General features: G+C 51.3%; 16 protein-coding genes. 7 read left to right on the top strand and 9 right to left on the bottom strand.

Going from position 1 to position 19,853, the window contains the following annotated elements:
• Positions 1 to 33: 33 nt before the first annotated feature.
• Complete coding sequence (locus J0X00_RS01270) at positions 34 to 867, top strand: pyruvate, water dikinase regulatory protein (RefSeq protein ID WP_136483768.1); 834 nt, start codon at positions 34 to 36, stop codon at positions 865 to 867.
• Positions 868 to 959: 92 nt separating this feature from the next.
• Here the strand turns inward: J0X00_RS01270 and J0X00_RS01265 are convergent, their stop codons facing one another.
• The 3 genes from J0X00_RS01265 to J0X00_RS01255 all read right to left on the bottom strand — a co-directional run bounded on the left by J0X00_RS01265 (position 960) and on the right by J0X00_RS01255 (position 6,850).
• Positions 960 to 3,803, bottom strand: a complete 2,844-nt coding sequence (locus J0X00_RS01265; RefSeq protein WP_282476794.1) for an FAD-binding and (Fe-S)-binding domain-containing protein — start codon at positions 3,801 to 3,803, stop codon at positions 960 to 962.
• Positions 3,804 to 3,913: 110 nt separating this feature from the next.
• Positions 3,914 to 5,053, bottom strand: a complete 1,140-nt coding sequence (gene lldD, locus J0X00_RS01260) for an FMN-dependent L-lactate dehydrogenase LldD (protein WP_282476793.1) — start codon at positions 5,051 to 5,053, stop codon at positions 3,914 to 3,916.
• Between the two features lie 102 nt (positions 5,054 to 5,155).
• On the bottom strand, positions 5,156 to 6,850 hold the full coding sequence (locus tag J0X00_RS01255) for an L-lactate permease (RefSeq protein WP_282476792.1): 1,695 nt from the start codon (positions 6,848 to 6,850) through the stop codon (positions 5,156 to 5,158).
• Between the two features lie 271 nt (positions 6,851 to 7,121).
• Here J0X00_RS01255 and J0X00_RS01250 point away from each other — a divergent pair, with 271 nt between their 5' ends.
• Positions 7,122 to 8,021, top strand: a complete 900-nt coding sequence (locus tag J0X00_RS01250; RefSeq protein ID WP_282476791.1) for a LysR family transcriptional regulator — start codon at positions 7,122 to 7,124, stop codon at positions 8,019 to 8,021.
• A 63-nt stretch (positions 8,022 to 8,084) separates the two neighbouring features.
• Here J0X00_RS01250 and J0X00_RS01245 read toward each other — a convergent pair whose 3' ends face one another.
• A complete protein-coding gene (locus J0X00_RS01245) occupies positions 8,085 to 8,579 on the bottom strand; it encodes a hypothetical protein (protein WP_136484000.1) in 495 nt (164 codons plus the stop codon).
• Between the two features lie 204 nt (positions 8,580 to 8,783).
• Here J0X00_RS01245 and J0X00_RS01240 point away from each other — a divergent pair, with 204 nt between their 5' ends.
• Positions 8,784 to 11,144 (top strand): ATP-binding protein, encoded by a 2,361-nt coding sequence (locus J0X00_RS01240; RefSeq protein ID WP_136483773.1) that lies wholly within the window; start codon positions 8,784 to 8,786, stop codon positions 11,142 to 11,144.
• Positions 11,145 to 11,228: 84 nt separating this feature from the next.
• Here the strand turns inward: J0X00_RS01240 and J0X00_RS01235 are convergent, their stop codons facing one another.
• Complete coding sequence (locus J0X00_RS01235; protein ID WP_282476790.1) at positions 11,229 to 12,347, bottom strand: mechanosensitive ion channel family protein; 1,119 nt, start codon at positions 12,345 to 12,347, stop codon at positions 11,229 to 11,231.
• A gap of 219 nt (positions 12,348 to 12,566) precedes the next feature.
• Between J0X00_RS01235 and J0X00_RS01230 the strand changes: the two genes are divergently transcribed.
• Both J0X00_RS01230 and J0X00_RS01225 read left to right on the top strand, forming a co-directional pair.
• Positions 12,567 to 13,229: a TrkA family potassium uptake protein gene (locus tag J0X00_RS01230; RefSeq protein WP_136483775.1), complete on the top strand. Its 663-nt coding sequence runs from the start codon at positions 12,567 to 12,569 to the stop codon at positions 13,227 to 13,229.
• Positions 13,226 to 14,593, top strand: a complete 1,368-nt coding sequence (locus J0X00_RS01225; RefSeq protein WP_136483776.1) for a TrkH family potassium uptake protein — start codon at positions 13,226 to 13,228, stop codon at positions 14,591 to 14,593. The genes J0X00_RS01230 and J0X00_RS01225 overlap by 4 nt, the downstream gene beginning before the upstream one ends.
• Before the next feature lie 39 nt (positions 14,594 to 14,632).
• On the opposite strand, the gene J0X00_RS01220 is transcribed toward J0X00_RS01225, so the two are convergent.
• A complete protein-coding gene (locus tag J0X00_RS01220) occupies positions 14,633 to 15,019 on the bottom strand; it encodes a DUF2850 domain-containing protein (RefSeq protein ID WP_282477015.1) in 387 nt (128 codons plus the stop codon).
• Positions 15,020 to 15,455: 436 nt separating this feature from the next.
• On the opposite strand from J0X00_RS01220, the gene J0X00_RS01215 reads away from it, so the two are divergent.
• Entirely contained in the window at positions 15,456 to 15,737 is a 282-nt protein-coding gene (locus J0X00_RS01215) for a pyrimidine/purine nucleoside phosphorylase (protein ID WP_136483777.1), read from the top strand.
• Positions 15,738 to 16,025: 288 nt separating this feature from the next.
• Here the strand turns inward: J0X00_RS01215 and J0X00_RS01210 are convergent, their stop codons facing one another.
• Complete coding sequence (locus J0X00_RS01210; RefSeq protein WP_282476789.1) at positions 16,026 to 16,874, bottom strand: pirin family protein; 849 nt, start codon at positions 16,872 to 16,874, stop codon at positions 16,026 to 16,028.
• 382 nt (positions 16,875 to 17,256) lie between these two features.
• Here J0X00_RS01210 and J0X00_RS01205 point away from each other — a divergent pair, with 382 nt between their 5' ends.
• Positions 17,257 to 17,550 (top strand): hypothetical protein, encoded by a 294-nt coding sequence (locus J0X00_RS01205; protein WP_218561561.1) that lies wholly within the window; start codon positions 17,257 to 17,259, stop codon positions 17,548 to 17,550.
• Here J0X00_RS01205 and J0X00_RS01200 read toward each other — a convergent pair.
• Both J0X00_RS01200 and J0X00_RS01195 read right to left on the bottom strand, forming a co-directional pair.
• Complete coding sequence (locus J0X00_RS01200) at positions 17,516 to 18,703, bottom strand: GGDEF domain-containing protein (protein WP_282476788.1); 1,188 nt, start codon at positions 18,701 to 18,703, stop codon at positions 17,516 to 17,518. The genes J0X00_RS01205 and J0X00_RS01200 overlap by 35 nt on opposite strands.
• A gap of 218 nt (positions 18,704 to 18,921) precedes the next feature.
• A complete protein-coding gene (locus J0X00_RS01195) occupies positions 18,922 to 19,818 on the bottom strand; it encodes a LysR substrate-binding domain-containing protein (protein WP_136483781.1) in 897 nt (298 codons plus the stop codon).
• Positions 19,819 to 19,853: the final 35 nt, after the last annotated feature.

Genomic DNA, 19,853 nt, shown 5'->3' with positions numbered 1-19,853 from the left:
CCTAATCAAGTTATTTTTAAGTTTTAAACAAAAATGCATACAGAAAGTCAAAGTCGTGATGTATTCTACGTTTCCGATGGAACGGCCATCACTTGTGAAACCGTTGGTCACGTGGTTCTGGGACAATTCCCGTTTCCGGCCAACGAACAAACCTTCCCGTTTATCGAATCCAGCGACAAGCTCAGCGAGCTGATCAAACAGATTGAGCTCTCTTACACCCGCAATGGTGTGCGTCCGCTGGTGTTCTTTTCTATGGTCGTTCCCGAACTGCGCGAGCGCCTGCTGAATGCGCCAGCTTATTGCTATGATGTGCTGGACAGCATAGTGCAGCGTGTCAGAGACGATATTCAGATGGAGCCGGTGCCGAAGTTGCAGCGCTCGCGTAGTGTCGGTAAAGACACCAATACCTATTTTGACCGTATTGCGGCGATAGAATACACCCTGGCGCACGACGACGGTGTATCACTCAAGGGGCTCGAGCAGGCGGATATTATCCTGCTCGGCGTATCGCGCAGCGGCAAAACGCCAACCAGCCTTTACATGGCGATGCAGTTTGGCCTGCGTGTCGTCAATTACCCGTTTATTGCCGATGACATCCGTGCGCTGCGCCTGTTGCCTGAGTTTGAGATGCATCGCCACAAGTTGTTCGGTCTCACTATTGACGCCGAGCGTCTGACCGAAATTCGTGAAAACCGTCTCGCCGGCTCCAATTACGCCAGCACTCAACAGTGTCAGACTGAACTGGCGACTGTTGAGGGATTGTTCCGGCGCGAAGCGATTCCTTACATCAATACCTCGTCGTTATCGGTGGAAGAGATTTCGACCCGCATTCTGGAGAAATCCGGCCTCAAACGCCGTCTGTTCTGAGCATCGTCTGCTGGCTCTTAGCTTTATCACAAGGCGCTCCGGGGAGCGCCTTGCTGATTGTGGCCTTTTACCTCTGTCGTGCCTGATTAGTGTCAGTTGACCAGCGGGCGGGCCACTTCATCCACCAGATACAAGATGGATTGATAAGGGATGCCGCTATGATGCGACAAACCGATTTCACAGGTACGGCTGTTACTGAACCCGCGCGTGCACTGCTTTGGTACCTGCTCTCTGAGCGGCTTAACCGCTGCTGCATTGAGCTCTGGCGTGGTAAAACCTTTATCACCGGCCCAGCCGCAGCACTGAATATGTTCAGGTACCACGACTTCTGACGCGCAGGCTTTGGCCAAAGCCTGCATGGCGTTTTCCAGCCCCAGGCGGCGTGCACTGCAGGTAATGTGCAGCATCACTGTTTCATCTTTCGGCGTGATCGCCAGATGATCGAGCAGGTATTTACTGACAAATCCAGCCGGTTCAAGCACCTCGAGCGGTTGAGTAAACTGCTCAATGCTGCGTTTGGCACACGGACTGGTGTCCATCAGCACCGGATATTCCCCCTGCCTGCTGGCCTGCCAGATGGCTTGTTCCAGCTGCTGCGCCTTACTGCTGGCCAGTTCACTCATCCCTTTGCTGTCATAGGGCATACCGCAGCACAGCTCACTGAGCGCATCCGGCAGTATCACTTCATAACCGGCTTTGTTGAGCAGCGACAAGATTACTTCTGTCAGCGGACGTTGATCCTGCGCATCTTGTTGCTGGCCCATATTGCGGCTGGCACAAGAAGGTACGTAGACCACTTTCTTTTCTCGTTGCGGAAGATTGTATGCCGCCCGCTCAAGTGGGTGCGTGTTTGCCTGCGGCATTTCCGGTATCCAGAGCGGCGTTTTGCCTTTGGTCAGGCGACGCAATCCGTTGCTCAGGCCGGCGACGGTTTTTGCGCCCAGAGTATTGGTCGCCAGTTGATTGGCTTTGAGGCCGGTTCTGGCCAGCGCGGTGGTGGTGGCAAAGTGCTCGGCGGTCCAGCGCGCGATTGGGGTAAATTTTTCGTATTTGGCGCTGCGCAGTTTTTTGACCAGATCGCCAGTGTTGATGCCGACCGGACAACGCTCGGCACATAAGCCGGTTGCCGCACAAGTATCCATACCCTGGTACTCGAAGACTTTGGCCAGTTCACTCGCTTCGACCTCTTCTCCGGCTGCCCGGCGACGCTGCAGTTCGCGATACAACACGATACGCTGGCGCGGTGACAGGGTCAGTGTGCGTGACGGGCAGACCGGTTCACAAAATCCGCACTCAATACAGCGGTTAACCAGATCGTCAGCGGCAGGCATAGGTTTGAGATGACTGATATGGGAGTGAGGATCGTCATTGATAATGACGCCGGGATTGAGCAGTCCGTGCGGGTCAAATAAGGCTTTGATTTTCTGCATTAGCGCATAACCGTCTTTGCCCCATTCCAGCTCAACATAGGGAGCCATGTTGCGTCCGGTGCCGTGTTCGGCCTTAAGTGAGCCCTGATATTTCACCGCGACCAGATCAGCGACCTCATCCATAAAGGCGCCGTAGCGATCGATTTCCTGCTGACTTTCAAACCCCTGGGTAAAGACAAAATGCAGGTTGCCTTCCAGCGCATGACCAAAAATGATCGCTTCACTATAGTGGTATTTATCAAACAGCGTCTGCAGATCGCGCACACCCGATGCCAGATATTCGACCGGGAAAGCGACATCTTCAATAATCACGGTCGTACCGACTTCACGCACTGCGCCCACCGCGGGGAACATGCCTTTACGTATCCCCCACAGGGTCGCGACCATGCGGCTATCGGACGTAAACGGCACGGACTCCAGAATCTGATAATCACTCAGGGCGGCAAGAATCTGGTCGCATTGTGCCTGCAGGGTTGCATCATCACTGGCATGAGTTTCAATCAGTAGAGAAGCGGCTTCCAGATCCAGGTTGGCAATAAAGGCTGGCATGCCTTTTTGGTCTGCGACCGAACGCATGGCGCGCCCGTCCATCATCTCCACGGCAGCGACGGGTGTGTGAGAGAGCTTCGTCACGGCCTGACTGGCCTGCTCAATATCGGCAAACACCAGCAGAGCTGACGCTTTGTGGCTATGCTCAATGACGGTGTTATAGGTAATTTCCGCGATGAATCCCAATGTACCCTCGGAACCTATCATCAGGTGTTCCAGAACTTCAATCGGGTCGCTGAAATCGACCAGCGCATTCAGCGCGTAGCCGGTCGTATTTTTTAAGCGATATTTGTGACGAATACGTTCGCTCAGTTCCGTATTGGCTAAGGTTTCGGCGCACAGTGCCTGTAGCCCTGCGACTAACTGCGGTTTGTGCTGTTTAAAGCGTGCGACACTGGCCTCATCACGGGTATCGAGCACAAAACCATCGGCAAAGACCACTTTCATACTGTCCACGGTGCGGTATGAGTTTTGTGCGGTACCGCAGCACATGCCGCTCGAGTTGTTGGCGGCGATACCACCGATTTTGCAACTATTGATCGAGGCAGGATCCGGGCCGATTTTACGTTGGTAGGGGGCAAGATATTTATTGGCATCTGAGCCGATGACGCCGGGCTGAAGGAGAATCTTGTGGCCATCATCGAGGATCTGGTGACCGCGCCAGTCGTCGGTCAGGGTGATCAGCACTGAGTCCGACACGGCCTGGCCCGACAAGCTGGTTCCCGCTGCACGGAAGGTAAAATGGATACCGAGCGCAGCGCAGCTCTCAATGGCAAAAATGACCTCCTGCAGAGAGTTGAGGCGCAGCACTATTTTCGGTACCAGACGATAAAAACTGGCATCGGTGCCGTAGGCCAGACGTTTGGCTTGCTGAGTAATGATGCGCTCGGCGTCAATTTGGCTACTGAGCCGTTGTTCAAGTTGCTGATATTGATCTGCAGAAGGTGACTTGTTCATATGACTTCCTGTTTTTATTCAGGCTCTCAGTACCGGAGGCTGAAAGCCTGCTTTTTTGTCTGTTGATCTCAGAGTTACAGGGCCTGAGGTCCTGCAAACTCAGCGTTGAACTAGATTCCTCTGACCAGAGAGTCTTGGGACAGTTCATGGACAGTTTTTGCTCCGGTCAGCGTCATGGCAACCTGCATCTCTTTCTTAAACAGATCAAGCAGATTCTCCACGCCAGCCTGTCCGTGGGTCGCCAGTGCATAAACAAAAGCGCGTCCGAGTAAGGTGCAGTCTGCGCCCAGCGCCAGCATACGAACCACATCCAGACCGGTACGGATGCCGGAGTCGACCAGAATTTTCAAATCGCCTTTCACCGCATCGGCAATATCCGGCAGCGCTCGGGCAGTGGAAAGCACACCATCCAACTGACGGCCGCCGTGGTTGGATACCACGATACCATCGGCACCAAAGCGCACCGCATCTTTGGCATCTTCGGTGTCGAGGATACCTTTAATCACCATAGGTCCATCCCAGAAATCTCGTATCCATTCAAGATCTTGCCAGGAAATCGACGGATCAAAGTTGGTACCGAGCCAGCCAATGTAATCCTCAAGTTTGGTCGGTGTACCGCGATATCTGGAGATGTTCCCCAGATCATGCGGTTTACCGTTCAGGCCGACATCCCAGGCCCAGGCCGGGTGAGTCATCGCCTGCATGACTCGGCGCACTGCTGCGTTCGGACCGCTCATACCGGAATGCATGTCGCGGTAACGGGCACCCGGTACTGGCATATCGACGGTAAATACTAAGGTCGTCACCCCGGCCGCTTTGGCACGTTCCAGCACGTTCTTCATGAATCCGCGATCTTTGAGTACATAAAGCTGGAACCACATTGGGCGCTCAATCGCCGGAGCGACCTCTTCAATCGGACAGACGGAAACGGTGGAAAGGGTAAACGGAATACCTTTGTTGCAGGCGGCTTTTGCAGCCTGAACTTCACCGCGCCGGGCGTACATGCCGGTCAGGCCAACCGGTGCGAGGGCGATTGGCATTGCTAGTTGCTCGCCAAACAGTTCGGTCGACACATCGAGTTGTGACATGTCGTTCAGCACCCGCTGACGCAGGGCGATATCAGACAGATCGTCGGTATTGCGTCGCAAGGTATGCTCGCTGTATGAGCCACCATCGATGTAGTGAAACAAAAAGGGTGGCAACTTGGCTTTTGCTGCTGCGCGGTAGTCGGTAGAGGCTGAGATAATCATAAATACATTCCTAACGTTTCAGTCGGACAGGTCAGTCGCCTGTTTCATCATGGCAGGTTGGGGCGTTAAAAGACGGAGACCAGGCTGGTCTCCGCTACACAATTAAGCGGTCATCAGCACATCGGTGACGTGAAAGCCGTAAATCACGATCAGGCCAATAATTCCTGTTACTACAAGGTAGTAGAAAGTTGGAATCACCGTTTTGCGCAGTGTCGCACCTTCGCGACCCAGCAGGCCGACCGTTGCTGAAGCGGCCACGACATTATGGATGGCAATCATGTTGCCGGCCGCTGCACCGACCGCTTGCAGAGCAATCACAGTCACGCTTGAAATGGTCAGCGTGTGCGCCACTTCGAACTGGAACTGGCTGAACATCATGTTGGAAATCGTGTTGGAGCCGGCAATAAACGCGCCCAGAGCGCCAACGGTCGCGCTCAGCGCCGGAAAAGCGTCTCCGACCAGACCCGCGGCGAAATTCGCGGTGGTCACCGGCATACTGGCCAGGTCGGACATATTGACTCCGGAGTTAATGAAGATTCGCACCATAGGAATGGTGAACACCAGTACGAAACCGGCACCGACCAGGGTTTTGCTCGATTCACCCAGTGCCTGCGCCATAGGCTTCAGGCTGCGAGACTGGATAAGTACCGCCAGCAGGGCAGTGAACAGTAGGATGCCACCCGGCAGGTATAAAGGGGCAAAGGAAGCGCTGATACCATTCTCACCCAGAATATTATTGGCATTGATGCTAAAGCTGAGCAGCAGTTGTTTAAATTCCGGGCTGATGCGGCTTAAGACTAGGATCGCAGCCAGCAGCAGATAAGGTGTCCAGGCCAGCATCAGGCCCATTGGTTTGCGTTTTACCTCGTCCAGATCCATTTTCAGCGAACCGAGCCATTCCACCGGCCACTCTTTCTCCGGCATGAAATCCCAGCTGGTTTTCGGCACCAGAAAGCCCTTTTTCGCCGCGGTGACGACGATAGTCAGACCGCAGAGCGCGCCGACCAGAGACGGAAATTCCGGACCGAGCAATACACCGGTTAATGCGTATGGAATGGTAAAGGACAACCCGGCAAACAGCGCAAACGGCAGAATGCTCAGACCCTCACGCCAGCTGCGGTTCTGGCCGAAGAATCGGGTCAGCATCATGGCCATTAACACCGGCATCAGGCTGCCGACACAGGCATGGATTAACGCTACGCTGGCCGTAATCTGCTGCAGGTAAGCCTCCCAGTTCGAGCCATTAGCCAGCAGTGCCTCGCTGATGTTATGGGTATCCAATCCTTTATTGACACCGACCAGAATCGGGGTGCCAACCGCGCCGAATGATACCGGGGTCGACTGAATCATCATTCCCATCAGTACTGCAGCCATGGCCGGAAAGCCGATGGCAACCAGTAGCGGAGCTGCGATGGCGGCCGGAGTACCAAAACCGGATGCCCCTTCAATAAATGAACCAAAGCACCAGGCGATGATGATGGCCTGCACCCGGCGATCCGGTGAGATGTCAGTAAAGCCGTTACGAATTGCGCTAATCGCGCCGGTGTGCTTGAGAGTGTTGAGCAAAAAGATAGCACCGAACACGATCCACAGTACGGTGACCGTGATGCCCAGCCCCTGAAGGACCGAGGCCAGCACGCGGTTGGTGGTCATATCCCAGAAAGTGAGGGCGATGATAATGGTCAGGGCGAAAGCCACAGGCATGGCTTTTTTGGCTGGCCAGTTGAGGCCGACCAGCAAAATGGCCGCCACCACTATCGGTGAAAAAGCCACTAAGGCTAGCAGAGTATCGTTCATGGAGTCCTTCCTTGTCCATGAGCTCCCACACTGGGTGGATTAACGCGTATTGTAGGATACCGGTTATTCCTGACGGGCTGTTGATGAACACGGTGCTGATCGATTCAGTCTTCTCGCTTTCATCGGCTGGTCAGAAGTAAGACGTTAGAGCTCAGGTTGCTAATTTTTATATTTGTGATTGGTTTGTTAATACGGCGTGAATGTACTGCTTTATTTTTTTGCAATATAGAGAAATAATGAAAATGATTATTTCCAAAAGTTGATAAATAAAATGCGTGCGGATGATTTAATTTTGTTTGCCCAGGTAGTGGAATTGGGCAGTTTTAGCAAGGTTGCAGAACAAAATAACCTTACAAATTCAGTAGTTAGTAAAAGAATGGCGCGTCTGGAAGAGCAGTTGGGCGTGCAGTTATTATATCGAACAACGCGTAAATTAACCCTGACCGAAGCGGGTAAGGCGCTGCTGGCCAGTGCCAAAAATGTGAAGCAAGCCACCCAGGAAGCCAGTGATGCCGTGGCCGGATTTGGTGAAAACGTCAGCGGGCATATCAAAATGTCGGTGCCGAGTATTTCCGGCGATTTGATCCTGGCGGATGCGGTGGCGGAGTTTTGCAATCTCCATCCGGGGCTGACGGTGGATATGTCGCTCGATAACCGTTTTGTTGATTTGGTTGAAGGTGGCTTTGACCTGGTGATTCGCACCGGTTATCTGGAAGATTCCAGTCTGATTGCGCGTCATATCCTGGATTCACAGTGGGTGGTGTGCGCTTCTCCTTCCTACATTGCCCGCAACGGCAAACTGCACAAACCGGAAGATCTCGTTAATCACAACTGCCTGCAGTACGCCTATCAGACCACGGGAGCCAGTGAGTGGGAGTTCAAGAGCCCGAAAGGGACCTATATTGTGCGGGTGTCCGGAACCTTTTCCACCGATGATGCCCGTGCGCTGCGCAAAGCCGCTCTGGGCGGGCACGGGATTGCTTATGTCCCGCGTTGCCTGGTGTATCACGATTTTCGCAATGGCGAGCTGGTGGATATTTTTCCGCAGCAGGTGGGGAAAAAGCTGGGTATTTATGCGGTTTACCCGTTTACCCGCCAGTTACCCAATAAAGTTCGCCTGCTGATTGAGCATATCCGGACCAGATACCTCGCGATCTCACACTACTTCTGAGTGACTTTATTTACGCAGATATTGAGCTATTGAGCGGCAGATGGTCAGCCAGCGAGCGCCCATTTAGTTGATCATCACCGCCGAGCTGATGCGTTCACGGTAGGCTTTGAGCTGAGTGAAATAGTGATGGGATTTGGTCAGATGTTCATGTTCCAGCTGCCAGGATGCCTGGCGTTGTGACAGGCAAAACTGCGTCATCTGGTTGAGTAACAGCTCGCTGGATTGATCCATTACAGCGGCGACCGACTGAATCAGATCGGATTCCTCAATTGAGGTGAATTGCAACAGGGCATAGCAGTTATTGAGCACAGCAAACGCACGTTGCGGATGGCCCATGCTGGTCAGAATCTCAGCCTGTTTGATTGCCGCATCGCGCATGACGCTGATAAGGCAGGCCATCTGGCACGGTTTGGTCGTGGTATTCTGCGCCGCATTTTGAATATGCTCAGGCAGATAATGCAGCACATCTTCAAACAGAAAACGTGCTTGCGCCCAGTGACCATGTTTGAGCAGATTTTCCGCCTGCTGATAGCTGGTCCAACACTGTTTTATTTCCATCATCACTCTCCGCTTAACTCAACAGTGAATATTTAAATGCAAATAATTATCAATTGCAAATAATTGTTATTATAATTGAGGTCATTATTTGGTTATTATTTGTCCATTCAGGCGTGAATATGGGGTAAGTCACTAAAAAGTCTATGCTTTGCCTCTAAACTTAGGCTACAAAAGAACAAGTATAAAAACCCAAGGAGCGGAGCGATGGCGATTCAAAAACTAGACGCAGCACAGCTTTACCACGTAGCAGAGCTTGAAAAACTGCCTTGTAAATCGACAAAAGAACTGGCTCCCATTGATGAGATTGTTGGTCAGGAACGAGCGCAGAAAGCGGTCGAATTTGCCATGTCTATCAAGGAAAAAGGCTACAACATTTACGCCATCGGGCGAAATGGCCTTGGCAAACGCACCATGATCCTGCGTTATCTGAAACGTCATAAGCACGATGTCGGCCATCTGTGTGACTGGTGCTATGTGGCTAACTTTGAGGATATCCGTACGCCGCGGGTGCTGAAGCTGCCGCGCGGTGTTGGTCAGGCGTTCCGTCAGGACATTGAAAAACTGATGGTCAAACTGATGAACGCGATTCCGCTGGCGTTCGATAATGAAATCTATTTCAGCCGCGCTGAGAAACTCAAGAATCAGCTGGCGCAAAAGCAGCAGACCGAACTGGAAGAGATTTCGCGCATTGCTACCGAGCAGGGCATCAGTCTGACGATTACCTCCCAGGGCGATTATCAGTTTGTCGCCATGAATGGTGATGAGCAGCATACCGAAGAAACCTTTGATGCGCTGAGTAAGAAAGAGCAGGAACAGTTTGGTCAGATCATTGACGAGCTGGAAGTGGCGTTGCGTAATATGGTGCGTCAATTGACCGAGTGGGAAGAGTCGTACAGCGAGAAAATCAAGAAACTTAACGACGATGTCACTCTGGATGTGATCAGCCACTTTATCAAGCAGCTCAAGCAGGATTACAGCCGTTATCCGGAAGTCAAAAGTTACCTGACTGAACTGCAAAAGGACATCGTCGACAACGTCGAGATCTTCCTGGATGAAAGCGGTGAGCAGAGTGAAATTGCCGGTGCGGCGCTGGATAAAAAACTGCCACGTCGTTACAAAGTCAACGTGCTGGTCAGTCGTCAGTCGGAAGAGTTTCCGATGGTGGTCGAGGAGAACCCCAACTATCACTCACTGTTCGGTTACGTTGAAACGGCGACCTATAAAGGTACCGTATTTACCGATTTCTCCTTGATCCGCGCGGGTAGCTTGCATAAAGCGAATGGCGGTGTATTGCTGATGGATGCGGTGAAGGTACTTGAGCAGCCTTATGTGTGGGACGGCATTAAACGGGCGTTGCGCTCGCGTCAGCTTAGTTTTACATCGTTGGAGAAAGAGGTCACCCTGACGGGGACGGTTTCACTCGATCCAGAACCGATTCCGCTGGATGTCAAAATCATTCTGTTTGGTGATTACCGCACCTACGAACTGCTGACTCATTATGATCCTGAATTCAGCGAACTGTTCCGGGTAACGGCAGATTTTGAAGATGAGATGAAGCGCACTGCCGATAGCGAGCTCCATTACGCGCGTTTTATTTCCAGCATAGTGCATGACAACAATATGCTGCACTGTGACCGTAAAGCCATCGCGCGCATTATTGAGCACAGTTCACGCATTACCGGCGATCAAAATAAACTCTCTCTGCATTCGGCTCATATTGCCAATCTGCTGCGTGAGTCCAACTATGTGGCGCGTCAGGCGAATTCGAATATGATTCGCCAGAGCCATGTTGATGAGGCGCTGCATAATCAGCAATTGCGGGTTAACCGGATTCAGGAAGGGGTGATGGAGAGCTTCATCAACGGCACTACCCTGATCCAGACTGACGGTATGGCGGTCGGGCAGGTGAATGCGTTGTCGGTGCTGGCGACCAGCGACCATGCTTTTGGTGCGCCAAACCGGATTACCGCCACTACATCGTACGGCGACGGCGATATCATTGATATCGAGCGCAGTGTTGATCTGGGCGGCAGCATCCACTCTAAAGGCGTGATGATTTTGTCGGCTTACCTCAACTCGGTATTTGGCCGAACCGCCCGGGTACCACTCACGACCACGATTACGTTTGAGCAGTCCTACGGTGGTGTAGACGGAGACAGTGCCAGCATGGCTGAGTTTTGTGCCATCGTGTCGGCTTTTTCCAAACAACCTAACCGTCAGGAAATTGCGATTACCGGTTCGATGAATCAGTTTGGTGAGGCACAGCCGATTGGCGGAGTGAACGAGAAAATCGAAGGTTTCTTTGATGTGTGTGCAATCAAAGGTCATCATGCCGGGCAAGGGGTGATCATCCCGCGATCCAACATGCATAACCTGATGCTGCGTGCCGATATCGTCAAAGCTGTTGAGAAAGGTGAGTTCAATATCTGGGCGATTGAACACGTGACCGAAGCGATTGAGTTGTTTACCGGTAAACCTGCCGGGGTTGCAACCGAAGACGGCAGTTATCCGGTGGATACGATTTTTGGTCTGGCACAAGCTAAGTTGAATGCGTTACGTAAGTAATCACATTTCGATGTGATTGCCAAAATCGCCCCGGCTAGGGGCGATTTTTTGGCCTGCATACTGATAAGGCCGAAATGCTCCGGTTTAACGCGTTTCTGCTACCGAGCCCCGCAATGCCTGGTCGGGTTGTGGCGACTGCCTGCCGGGATCAATCATCAGGGTACGGGTCGGGAAGGCCACATCGGCACCGTGCTGGCGTACAATCGCCATCACCTTCAACAGCACATCCTGCTTGACTTCATGGAAGCGAATCCAGTTGATGGTTTTGGTAAAGGTATAAATAAAGAAATCCAGCGAGGACGCCCCAAAGCTATTGAAATTGACGATCAGGGTTTGTTCTGCATCGATATCTGGGTGATTTTGCAGCATGTCACGAACATCGTTGATGACGCGTTCCATTTTGTCGGCATCCTGGTAACGCAGCCCTATGGTCTCATGAATACGGCGGTTGAGCATCCGGGACGGATTCTCGACCACAATGTTGCTGAACACCGAGTTGGGCACATATAAAGGACGCTTATCAAATGTGCGGATGATGGTCATGCGCCAGCCGATACGCTCCACGGTACCTTCAATCTGGCGATCCGGAGAACGAATCCAGTCGCCGACTTTAAACGGGCGATCAAAATAGATCATCAGTCCGCCAAAAAAGTTCGATAGCAGGTCTTTGGCCGCCAGACCCACCACCAGGCCGCCGACTCCGCCAAAGGTCAGCAGGCCTTTAAGGCTCAGTCCGAATGCCTGCATAATCGACAACAATCCCGTCATAATAAACAGTAATCGCACCACTTTGGATACCGCTTGTACCGTCGTTTCATCATGGACGCGTTGCACAAGCAGGTGACGTTCGACCTCACCGACCAGACGCAGCAGAATCCAGACAAAAATGGCAATCAGCATCAGTTTTTTGCTGTTTTGCAGCCAGTTGAATTTGGTCTGGAAGTGGTCATCCAGCAGCAACCCGAGTGAAATCGTGCCTGGCCAGCACCAGATCAGGGTACTGATGGGAGTTTTCAGGGAGTGCAGCAGCAGATCATCCCAGTGAATCCGGGTTTTCTCAGTCAGGTTAAACAGGTAGCGGTAAGCCAGGCGCCATATCCCCCAAGCCAGAAAGCTGGCGAGAGTGATCAGTAGTACGCTGTTGTCCCAGTCTTTCAGATAAGGGGATTGTTCAAAGCGCAGGATTAGTTCGTCAATGCTCATGAGAGTGCTTGTGTGAGTAAAATTGAAAGGAAAGTTTTGCCGCACAAACTACCAGAAAAGCTCGTCATTCTCTATACATGACATGCAGCGGACATTGTGGTTATGCTGAAGATTGGTATATAACTTTGGTATGTAAAATGAACAATTTAGCTTTTTAGCACTCTCTAGTTTTGGCAGAAAGAAAACTTTGCATGACGTCGATGGGCATAAGGGAGCAGAATGAAAATTCGTGATAAACAGTTTGCAGTGATAGGACTGGGGCAATTCGGTCTGTCGGTGTGTGAGGAGTTGATGGAAGCGGGAGCTCAGGTACTGGCGGTGGATATTGATGAAGACAAAGTCAAAATGGCGCTCAATTTTGCCACGCAGGCCATTGTTGCCAACTGTACGATTGAAGAAACGGTGTTTGAACTCAAACTGAAAGAGTACGACATGGTGCTGATTGCGATTGGTGAAGACATCAACGCTTCCATTCTGACGACATTAGTGGTCAAGGAATCCGGCGCCAAATCGGTGTGGGTGAAGGCGAACGACAAGTATCATGTCAAAATACTGCACAAAGTCGGCGCCGATCACGTGATTATGCCTGAACGGGACATGGGCATCAGGGTTGCGCGTAAGATGCTGGATCGCCGGGTGCTGGAATTTATCGAACTCGGCAGTGGTCTTGCCCTGACCGAAGTGGTCATTGGATCTCAGATGATGGGTAAAAGCATCGGTGATATGCCGGTTTATCATCAAAAAGGCATTCAGGTGCTGGGATTTAAACGCGGACCGGAAGTGACTTGCTCTCCTTCACTGGATACTGTGCTGGAAATCGGCGATATGTTGATCGTAGTCGGCCCGCAGCAAACCCTGACTAAGCAGTTGCAGAACTTATGATACCGCACGAACGCAGCGGGATATTCTATACCCCGATTCAGGACAAAAAACGGCGCCAGGGCTCGGAGCCGAAAATCATTCTGCTCAGCTTTCTTTCGGTGTTACTGCCGGCGGCCGTGTTGCTGACGCTGCCGGTGTTTTCTAAAACTGGCCTTAGCTTTACCGATGCTCTGTTTACCGCGACTTCCGCGATCAGCGTGACCGGTCTTGGTGTGGTCGATACCGGCTCTCATTTTACGCTGGAAGGCAAGATTCTGCTGATGCTGCTGATGCAGATTGGCGGTTTAGGGCAGATGACATTGTCAGCCGTACTGCTTTATCTGTTTGGGGTGCGACTGAGCCTCAAGCAACAGGCGATTGCCAAAGAAGCGCTCGGGCAGGATCGCTCGGTTAACCTGCAGCATCTGGTCAGGCGAATTATTATTTTTGCGTTGATTGCCGAAAGTATCGGGTGGCTGCTGCTGTGCTGGTATTGGGTGCCGAAAATGGGCTGGGCAGAGGGCATGTTCTATGCGTTATTTCACGCGGTATCGGCGTTTAATAACGCCGGTTTCTCGCTGTTTTCAGACAGCATGAGTGCTTATTCCGGTGAGCCGATGCTGCTGCTGACACTGGCAGGACTGTTTATATTCGGCGGATTGGGATTCACTGTGGTCGGCGATTTGTGGATGCATCGCCGCAACGGCTGGCGTTACTTTAGCCTGCATACCCAGATTATGCTGGCGGCGACACTGCTACTGCTGGTCGCAGGTACCTTGTTGTTCTGGCTGCTGGAGCACAACAATCCGGCGACAATGCAAAGTTTGCCGGTCTGGCAACAGTGGCTCGCAGCCTTCTTTCAGTCTGCGACGGCGCGCACCGCCGGATTTAATAGTATCGATGTGGCGCAGCTCACTCAGCCGGCGATGCTGATTATGATCATGCTGATGTTGATTGGTGCCGGTTCAACGTCAACCGGCGGCGGGATTAAAGTCTCGACGTTTGCCGTTGCGGTGGCAGCGACCTGGGCATTCTTGCGCCAGAAGAAACACGTGGTAATGTTTCAGCGCAGCGTGAACTGGCCAACAGTGACTAAATCGCTCGCCATCATTGTGGTGAGCGGAGCCCTGCTGACCGTGGCGATGTTTTTACTCATGCTGACAGAGCAGGCCAGTTTTGAACAGGTGCTGTTTGAGACGATATCTGCCTTTGCGACAGTTGGGCTTAGCGCCGGATTGAGCGCTCATTTATCCGAACCGGGTAAGTACATCCTGATTGTGGTGATGATTATCGGCCGTATTGGTCCGCTGACGCTGGCTTATATGCTGGCCCGCCCGCAGGCAAGTCTGCTCAAGTATCCTGAAGACGACGTGCTGACCGGCTAAGCTCTGTTTACGCCGGGAGTTAGGAGCGCCTGCGCTGTTTCACTCTGCACTGAAATGCTCGGACAGTGCGGCGCGGCGCACCTGACCGCCGACCTGCTCATCGCTGACGGTGTGTTCATAGCCTTGTTTGATAAGGCTCTGGGCAGGCAGGTCGGGTTTGAGACGCTTGAGCTGAGGTGAGTTAGGGGTTCCAGCCATCTGATAAAGGCTGACACCACCGCCGGTTTTGATGGAGATGGTTTTACCATCAAATTCAAATTGGGTGCTGACCATACGGCCGTTACGAAATACGCCCTGATCGTTGAGGGTCAGAACATCCGTCTGGTAGGGCGGCGTACCGATTTCGATCCAGGTGCCGTAAACGTGGCTCTGATCGACATAATCACGGTAACTGACCAGGATCAGAGCGGCGAATCCACCCGCCATGGCACACAGCGTGAGCCAGAAAACTGCTTTGGTGGCTATACTGCCAAAGCGCGGCCCGGCAGGGCTGCTTTCCGCTCGATTTCCTTGATTACCTGCCGCCACGCTGTTTACTCCCGTGTTGACTCTGTTTGAAGAAATATCCTTAAATTCAATGTGAGATAGAGTGTCTGAGCGTCTGTTGCAGCGCAAATTCCTCACATCAAAGCTTGATCCTTATTCCAAATTGTCCGCTATGGTATGCCGTAACGGCTTAATACCCTGGGTTAACTTACCTGCACATCTTAGGTGACGTATCTGGCCTAGCCTGTTTTACGCTGTAGTGATGGCAGCCGACTGTTATAAAGCATGGTTTACATCTTGTGTAATGGTCAAACTTAGGTTAAAAACAGTCAGCTAACACAGGTTAGTGATGAATACACTTTGACAAGGAAGAAAAATGATTAAGGAAAACACCTATTTCGACGGGAATGTAAAATCTCTGGCTTTTGAGCAGGAATCCAACACCATCAGTGTGGGTGTGATGTCTGTCGGTGAGTACACGTTCGGCACAGGTGCGCCGGAACGTATGACAGTTGTGAGCGGTGCGCTGACGATTAAACGTCCCACGGATGCAGACTGGCAGACCTTTAACGCAGGCGAGGCGTTCGATGTTGAAGGTGATTCATCGTTTGATGTAAAAGTGGCAACCACTACCGCTTACTTGTGTGAATACCTGTAATAAGTCGTTGGTGGGTAGCGCTTTGCGGATGCTGCCCGCTGGCCATCGATTGGCGTGTCCTGTTTATCGTGACGACCCCGTCAGGCACAGAAGTTAGCGCCAATAAAAATGCCACACTCGCAATGAGTGTGGCAAAAACAAAAAGGAATGGCAATGGATATTCACTTTTTGTGTCGAGAGCTGAAACCTTACAGGCTCGGCAAAACAGTCAATCAGAACATCGTTTAATCACTTGCGCGGTGAATCACTTATTCGGTCAATCAACGTCCGGGTTGATTGATGCCCCGGTTAATACGTCTCAAAGATGCCGCTATTGTAATCGTTAATTGCTTGCTCAATTTCATCGATGCTGTTCATGACAAACGGACCGTAATGGACCACTGGCTCATGAATCGGCTCACCATAAAAAATCAGTGCGCCGCTGGCTTGCAGGGCTGCCAATTCTGCATGATTTCCATGCGTTAATATCGCCATTTCACCTTGCTTGACCGGATGGCCATCAATATTAATCACTCCTTGGTAGACATACACCATCATGTTGTAGGTCTCAATGGTACGCATGGTCAGTGTATGGCCTGTCCCAGCACGCCAGTCTGCGACCGTTGCCGGTACACCGGTTTGTGTCAGTGGCCCCTGGAGTTGGTCACCATTAGCATTGATATCCCCGGCTAATACGCGTAGTACGCCAAGTGTCTCTGTACTATGTTCAGTGATGCTCTCCGGCTGAAAATCATGGTAGCGAGCCGGGATCATCTTGTCGCGAGCCGGCTGGTTAATCCAAATCTGGAAACCGTGCAGATCGCCGTTTTCCATAATCGGCATTTCGCTGTGAATCACACCGCGTCCAGCCGCCATCCATTGTGCGCCGCCGCTGCGAAGCTCGCCGACATTGCCCATATGGTCACGATGCTGAAAGTGGCCCTGCATCATATAAGTCAGGGTTTCGATACCACGATGCGGGTGTGGTGGAAAACCACCAACATAATCGGCGCGGTCATCGGATTTCAGTTCATCTACCATCAAAAATGGAGAGAAGCTCGCGTTGTTAAATCCTACGACACGACGAATTTTGACGCCGTCACCGTCTGAGGTGGCTTGTGCAGGGATCAACTGTCGAATGGCTCTTGCTTTACTCATGGTTCTTCTCCGTTGGTAGAACATGGGGCAATTGTAGTGCAGTGCACTAGAAAGAGGAGTCTTCACAGTTGAGGCAGTCATTCAATATATTTGAACAACTTTGTGATTTGTACGGATTTCTGTCTCTCAACTATACTTAGAACAGCGGTTTTTTAAGCACAGAATAGGTTTTACGTACAAGAATAGGGTTTATTAACGTGGCTGTTTGGTGAAGCGCCAAGCCCTGAAAGCCCGTGATACTTGTGGTTGATATTTTGCGTGTCATCACGCGTTGTCGTGCAGTTTTGATAGTCAAAGATTTGGACTTAGTTTGAAACAATATGCTGTAACAAAATCAGTGGATGGCGACTAACGAGAGAAAGATAATAGTGAGGAGGTCACTATGGCGGTACTTCCCAAACATACGGATCAGAATCCGCGTTACGACCCGGACAAAGACTTAACGCTGGATCAGCTGCAGCGTTTTACCCGTGCGGCAAATCATGCGGAGCAAAAGCGTGAAGAACTGAGACAGATTGAAGAGCCCTCGATCGTGGAAGTGACCCGCAGAGCCAGACGGCTGGCGATGCGCCCGTTGATCAAGCCCAAACCTGACAAACCTAATACGGCCCGTTATGCTATCTGGCTGGTGGTGTTTGCTATCACTGGCTTATGGTTGATGTATATGTCTGCCTGACCGCGTGCAGAGGTGTGGTCGTGATGTGAGCTGTCTTTTCTTCGAGAGGATGCGTTTCAGATAATGTATGGTAGTAGCAGTACTGATTCTTACCATGATGCTTGGCGGCGTACATTGCCTTGTCTGCGCAGCGGGTCAACTCTTCAAGGTTATTGGCGTCGTTCGGAAACAGAGCGGCACCGGCACTAACGGTGAGCTGTTTAAACAAGGTGCGGTTTTCTTCTTGTAGTTTGTCATGAAAAAGGTGACTAATACGTTCAAGGATATGGTCGAGATCGAGTTTATTCTTCACCCCATAGAGCAGGATGACAAACTCATCGCCGGCAAAGCGCGCAATCGAATAGTCGTCCTGATCTGTCCCCTGAGCGCGGTGTCGGACGTTATTTTTCAGGCGTTGAGCAAAGTGTTTCAGGACCTGGTCACCTATCTGATGACCATAATTGTCATTAATGATTTTGAAGTCATCGATATCAATAAATACCAGTGCAGTCAGTGACTCCCGATTTCTTTGCTGCTCCAGCTTGCCTTTGGCCCAGTTCTCAAAACTCCAGCGATTCGCCAGGCCAGTCAGGCGATCGGTGTAGGCCATATCTTCCAATCCTTCCTGATAAAGTGACTGAATATACTCTGCCGCCTGCGTGTATAAGTAGGTGCAAATATTACAGATAAGGCTTAGCACCAGCAGACTGATGATCAAGCGATCGGCAGCCATCGCTTCTCCGCCAAGGCTGGGGTGACGGCTATAGATGGTCAGAGCGCTTAACAGGCAAAATCCGCCACTGAGCAGCAGGCCGACAGGAAAGCGGTTGATAAAAATGATCGTTGCGATAATTGGATACAGCCAGAAAAGTCGGTTGGGGTGGAGTTCTCCCATCAAAAAAACAATCACCGCCTGCGCCAAAAGTACCCCAGTGAGGACATAGCCAGCCAGACTAAAAGTGTGTTTGAAAGAATAGAGCAGACTGCCACCCACAAGGAGTGAGCAGGCAATGTTAAAGCTCAGATACCACCAACTTGCATTTGCAGCGTCGAGCACCGTATACAGCACCAGCACGAACACCGTAATCACAGCACTTAACAGCACAATTTGTTGTTTGCGTATCTGGCCCAGTTCTGCCATCTCTCTGAGTCGACTTCCGACCAGATTACCCATGGGTATCATATCCTTATATTGTAAACCCGCTCGATTAAAGTCTAGATTAGATTTTTTTGTCTGAAGCAAGGTATGAAAAAAAGGATGTGACTTAATTCAACCTTTGAACATTTAAGGATATTTACGTATAGCAATACAGATATTAAGGGGAGGGGATGTCCGGCGCTGATACCTGATGTGGCTGAAAACTCATTCTGCTGCAGTTTAATCAAATCATATTACGCCGATGAAAATTCCTGTGTCAGCCAGGTACGCAGCAACATGACGCTTTCAAGAGTGAGTTTGTCTTTCTGGCAGGCAAAATAAAACCCCTGCTTCGGATGTACAGTGACCTGGCCGATTTCGGTCAGCAAACCATGGTCGATCTCTTCGCGCACAAACTGGCGGTGGGTAACAAAAACGCCCAGTTTGCGTATCGTCGCCTGTACAGCCTGGGCCGAGGTGGTAAACGTCAGGTTTTTATGCTGTTTGGGCAGACAAACCTGATTGGCATTGCACCATATTTTCCAGTCGTCCTGACGCCGGGTGTTGGCGGCAAAAATGGCCGGGTAATGTTGAATGACCGACTCTGTGCAGGTGTCGGTCAGTGCCTGAATTAACTCCGGATGTGCGACCAGGCTGAGCTCATCATCCGCCAGCTTTTCACAATAATAGTCTTGCCATTCCTCTTTGATACCGTGGATCAACGCCACATCCACACCTTCAGCTTCGAGTGAAAATGCACCGGTCAGGGTCGAGATACGAATATCAATTTCCGGCGCAAATTGCTGGAATTTGGGTACGCGCGGGATCCACCAATGCAGCGCCAGAGAGTTAATCATGTTGAGAGTGAGGCGGTTCGGGGTATTACTTACCAGCATGGACTCGGTTGCATCGACAATCTGTTCCAGCGCGGGGGCTATCTGGCGGTAATATTTTTTACCGGCACTATTGAGGATCACACTGCGTCCGACCCGGTTAAACAGCGGCTGATTAAGCTGGCTTTCCAGTGACTTAATCGCCTGGCTTACTGCTGAGTGGCTGACATTGAGTACCTGTGCCGCTTCAGTCATGCTGCCGGTTTCTGCCACAGCGATGAATGAGTACAGGGATTTAAGAGGCAGTAGTTTTCGCATGTGTAAGTTTTTCTAACAAGTTTGGTCAATATTAC

The organism is Vibrio sp. ABG19 (genome assembly GCF_029962385.1).
GTDB classification, from domain to species: Bacteria; Pseudomonadota; Gammaproteobacteria; order Enterobacterales; family Vibrionaceae; genus Vibrio; species Vibrio ostreae.
The sequence above is the reverse complement of the archived record's forward strand: the minus strand, read 5'-3'. Positions and strand labels throughout refer to the sequence as shown.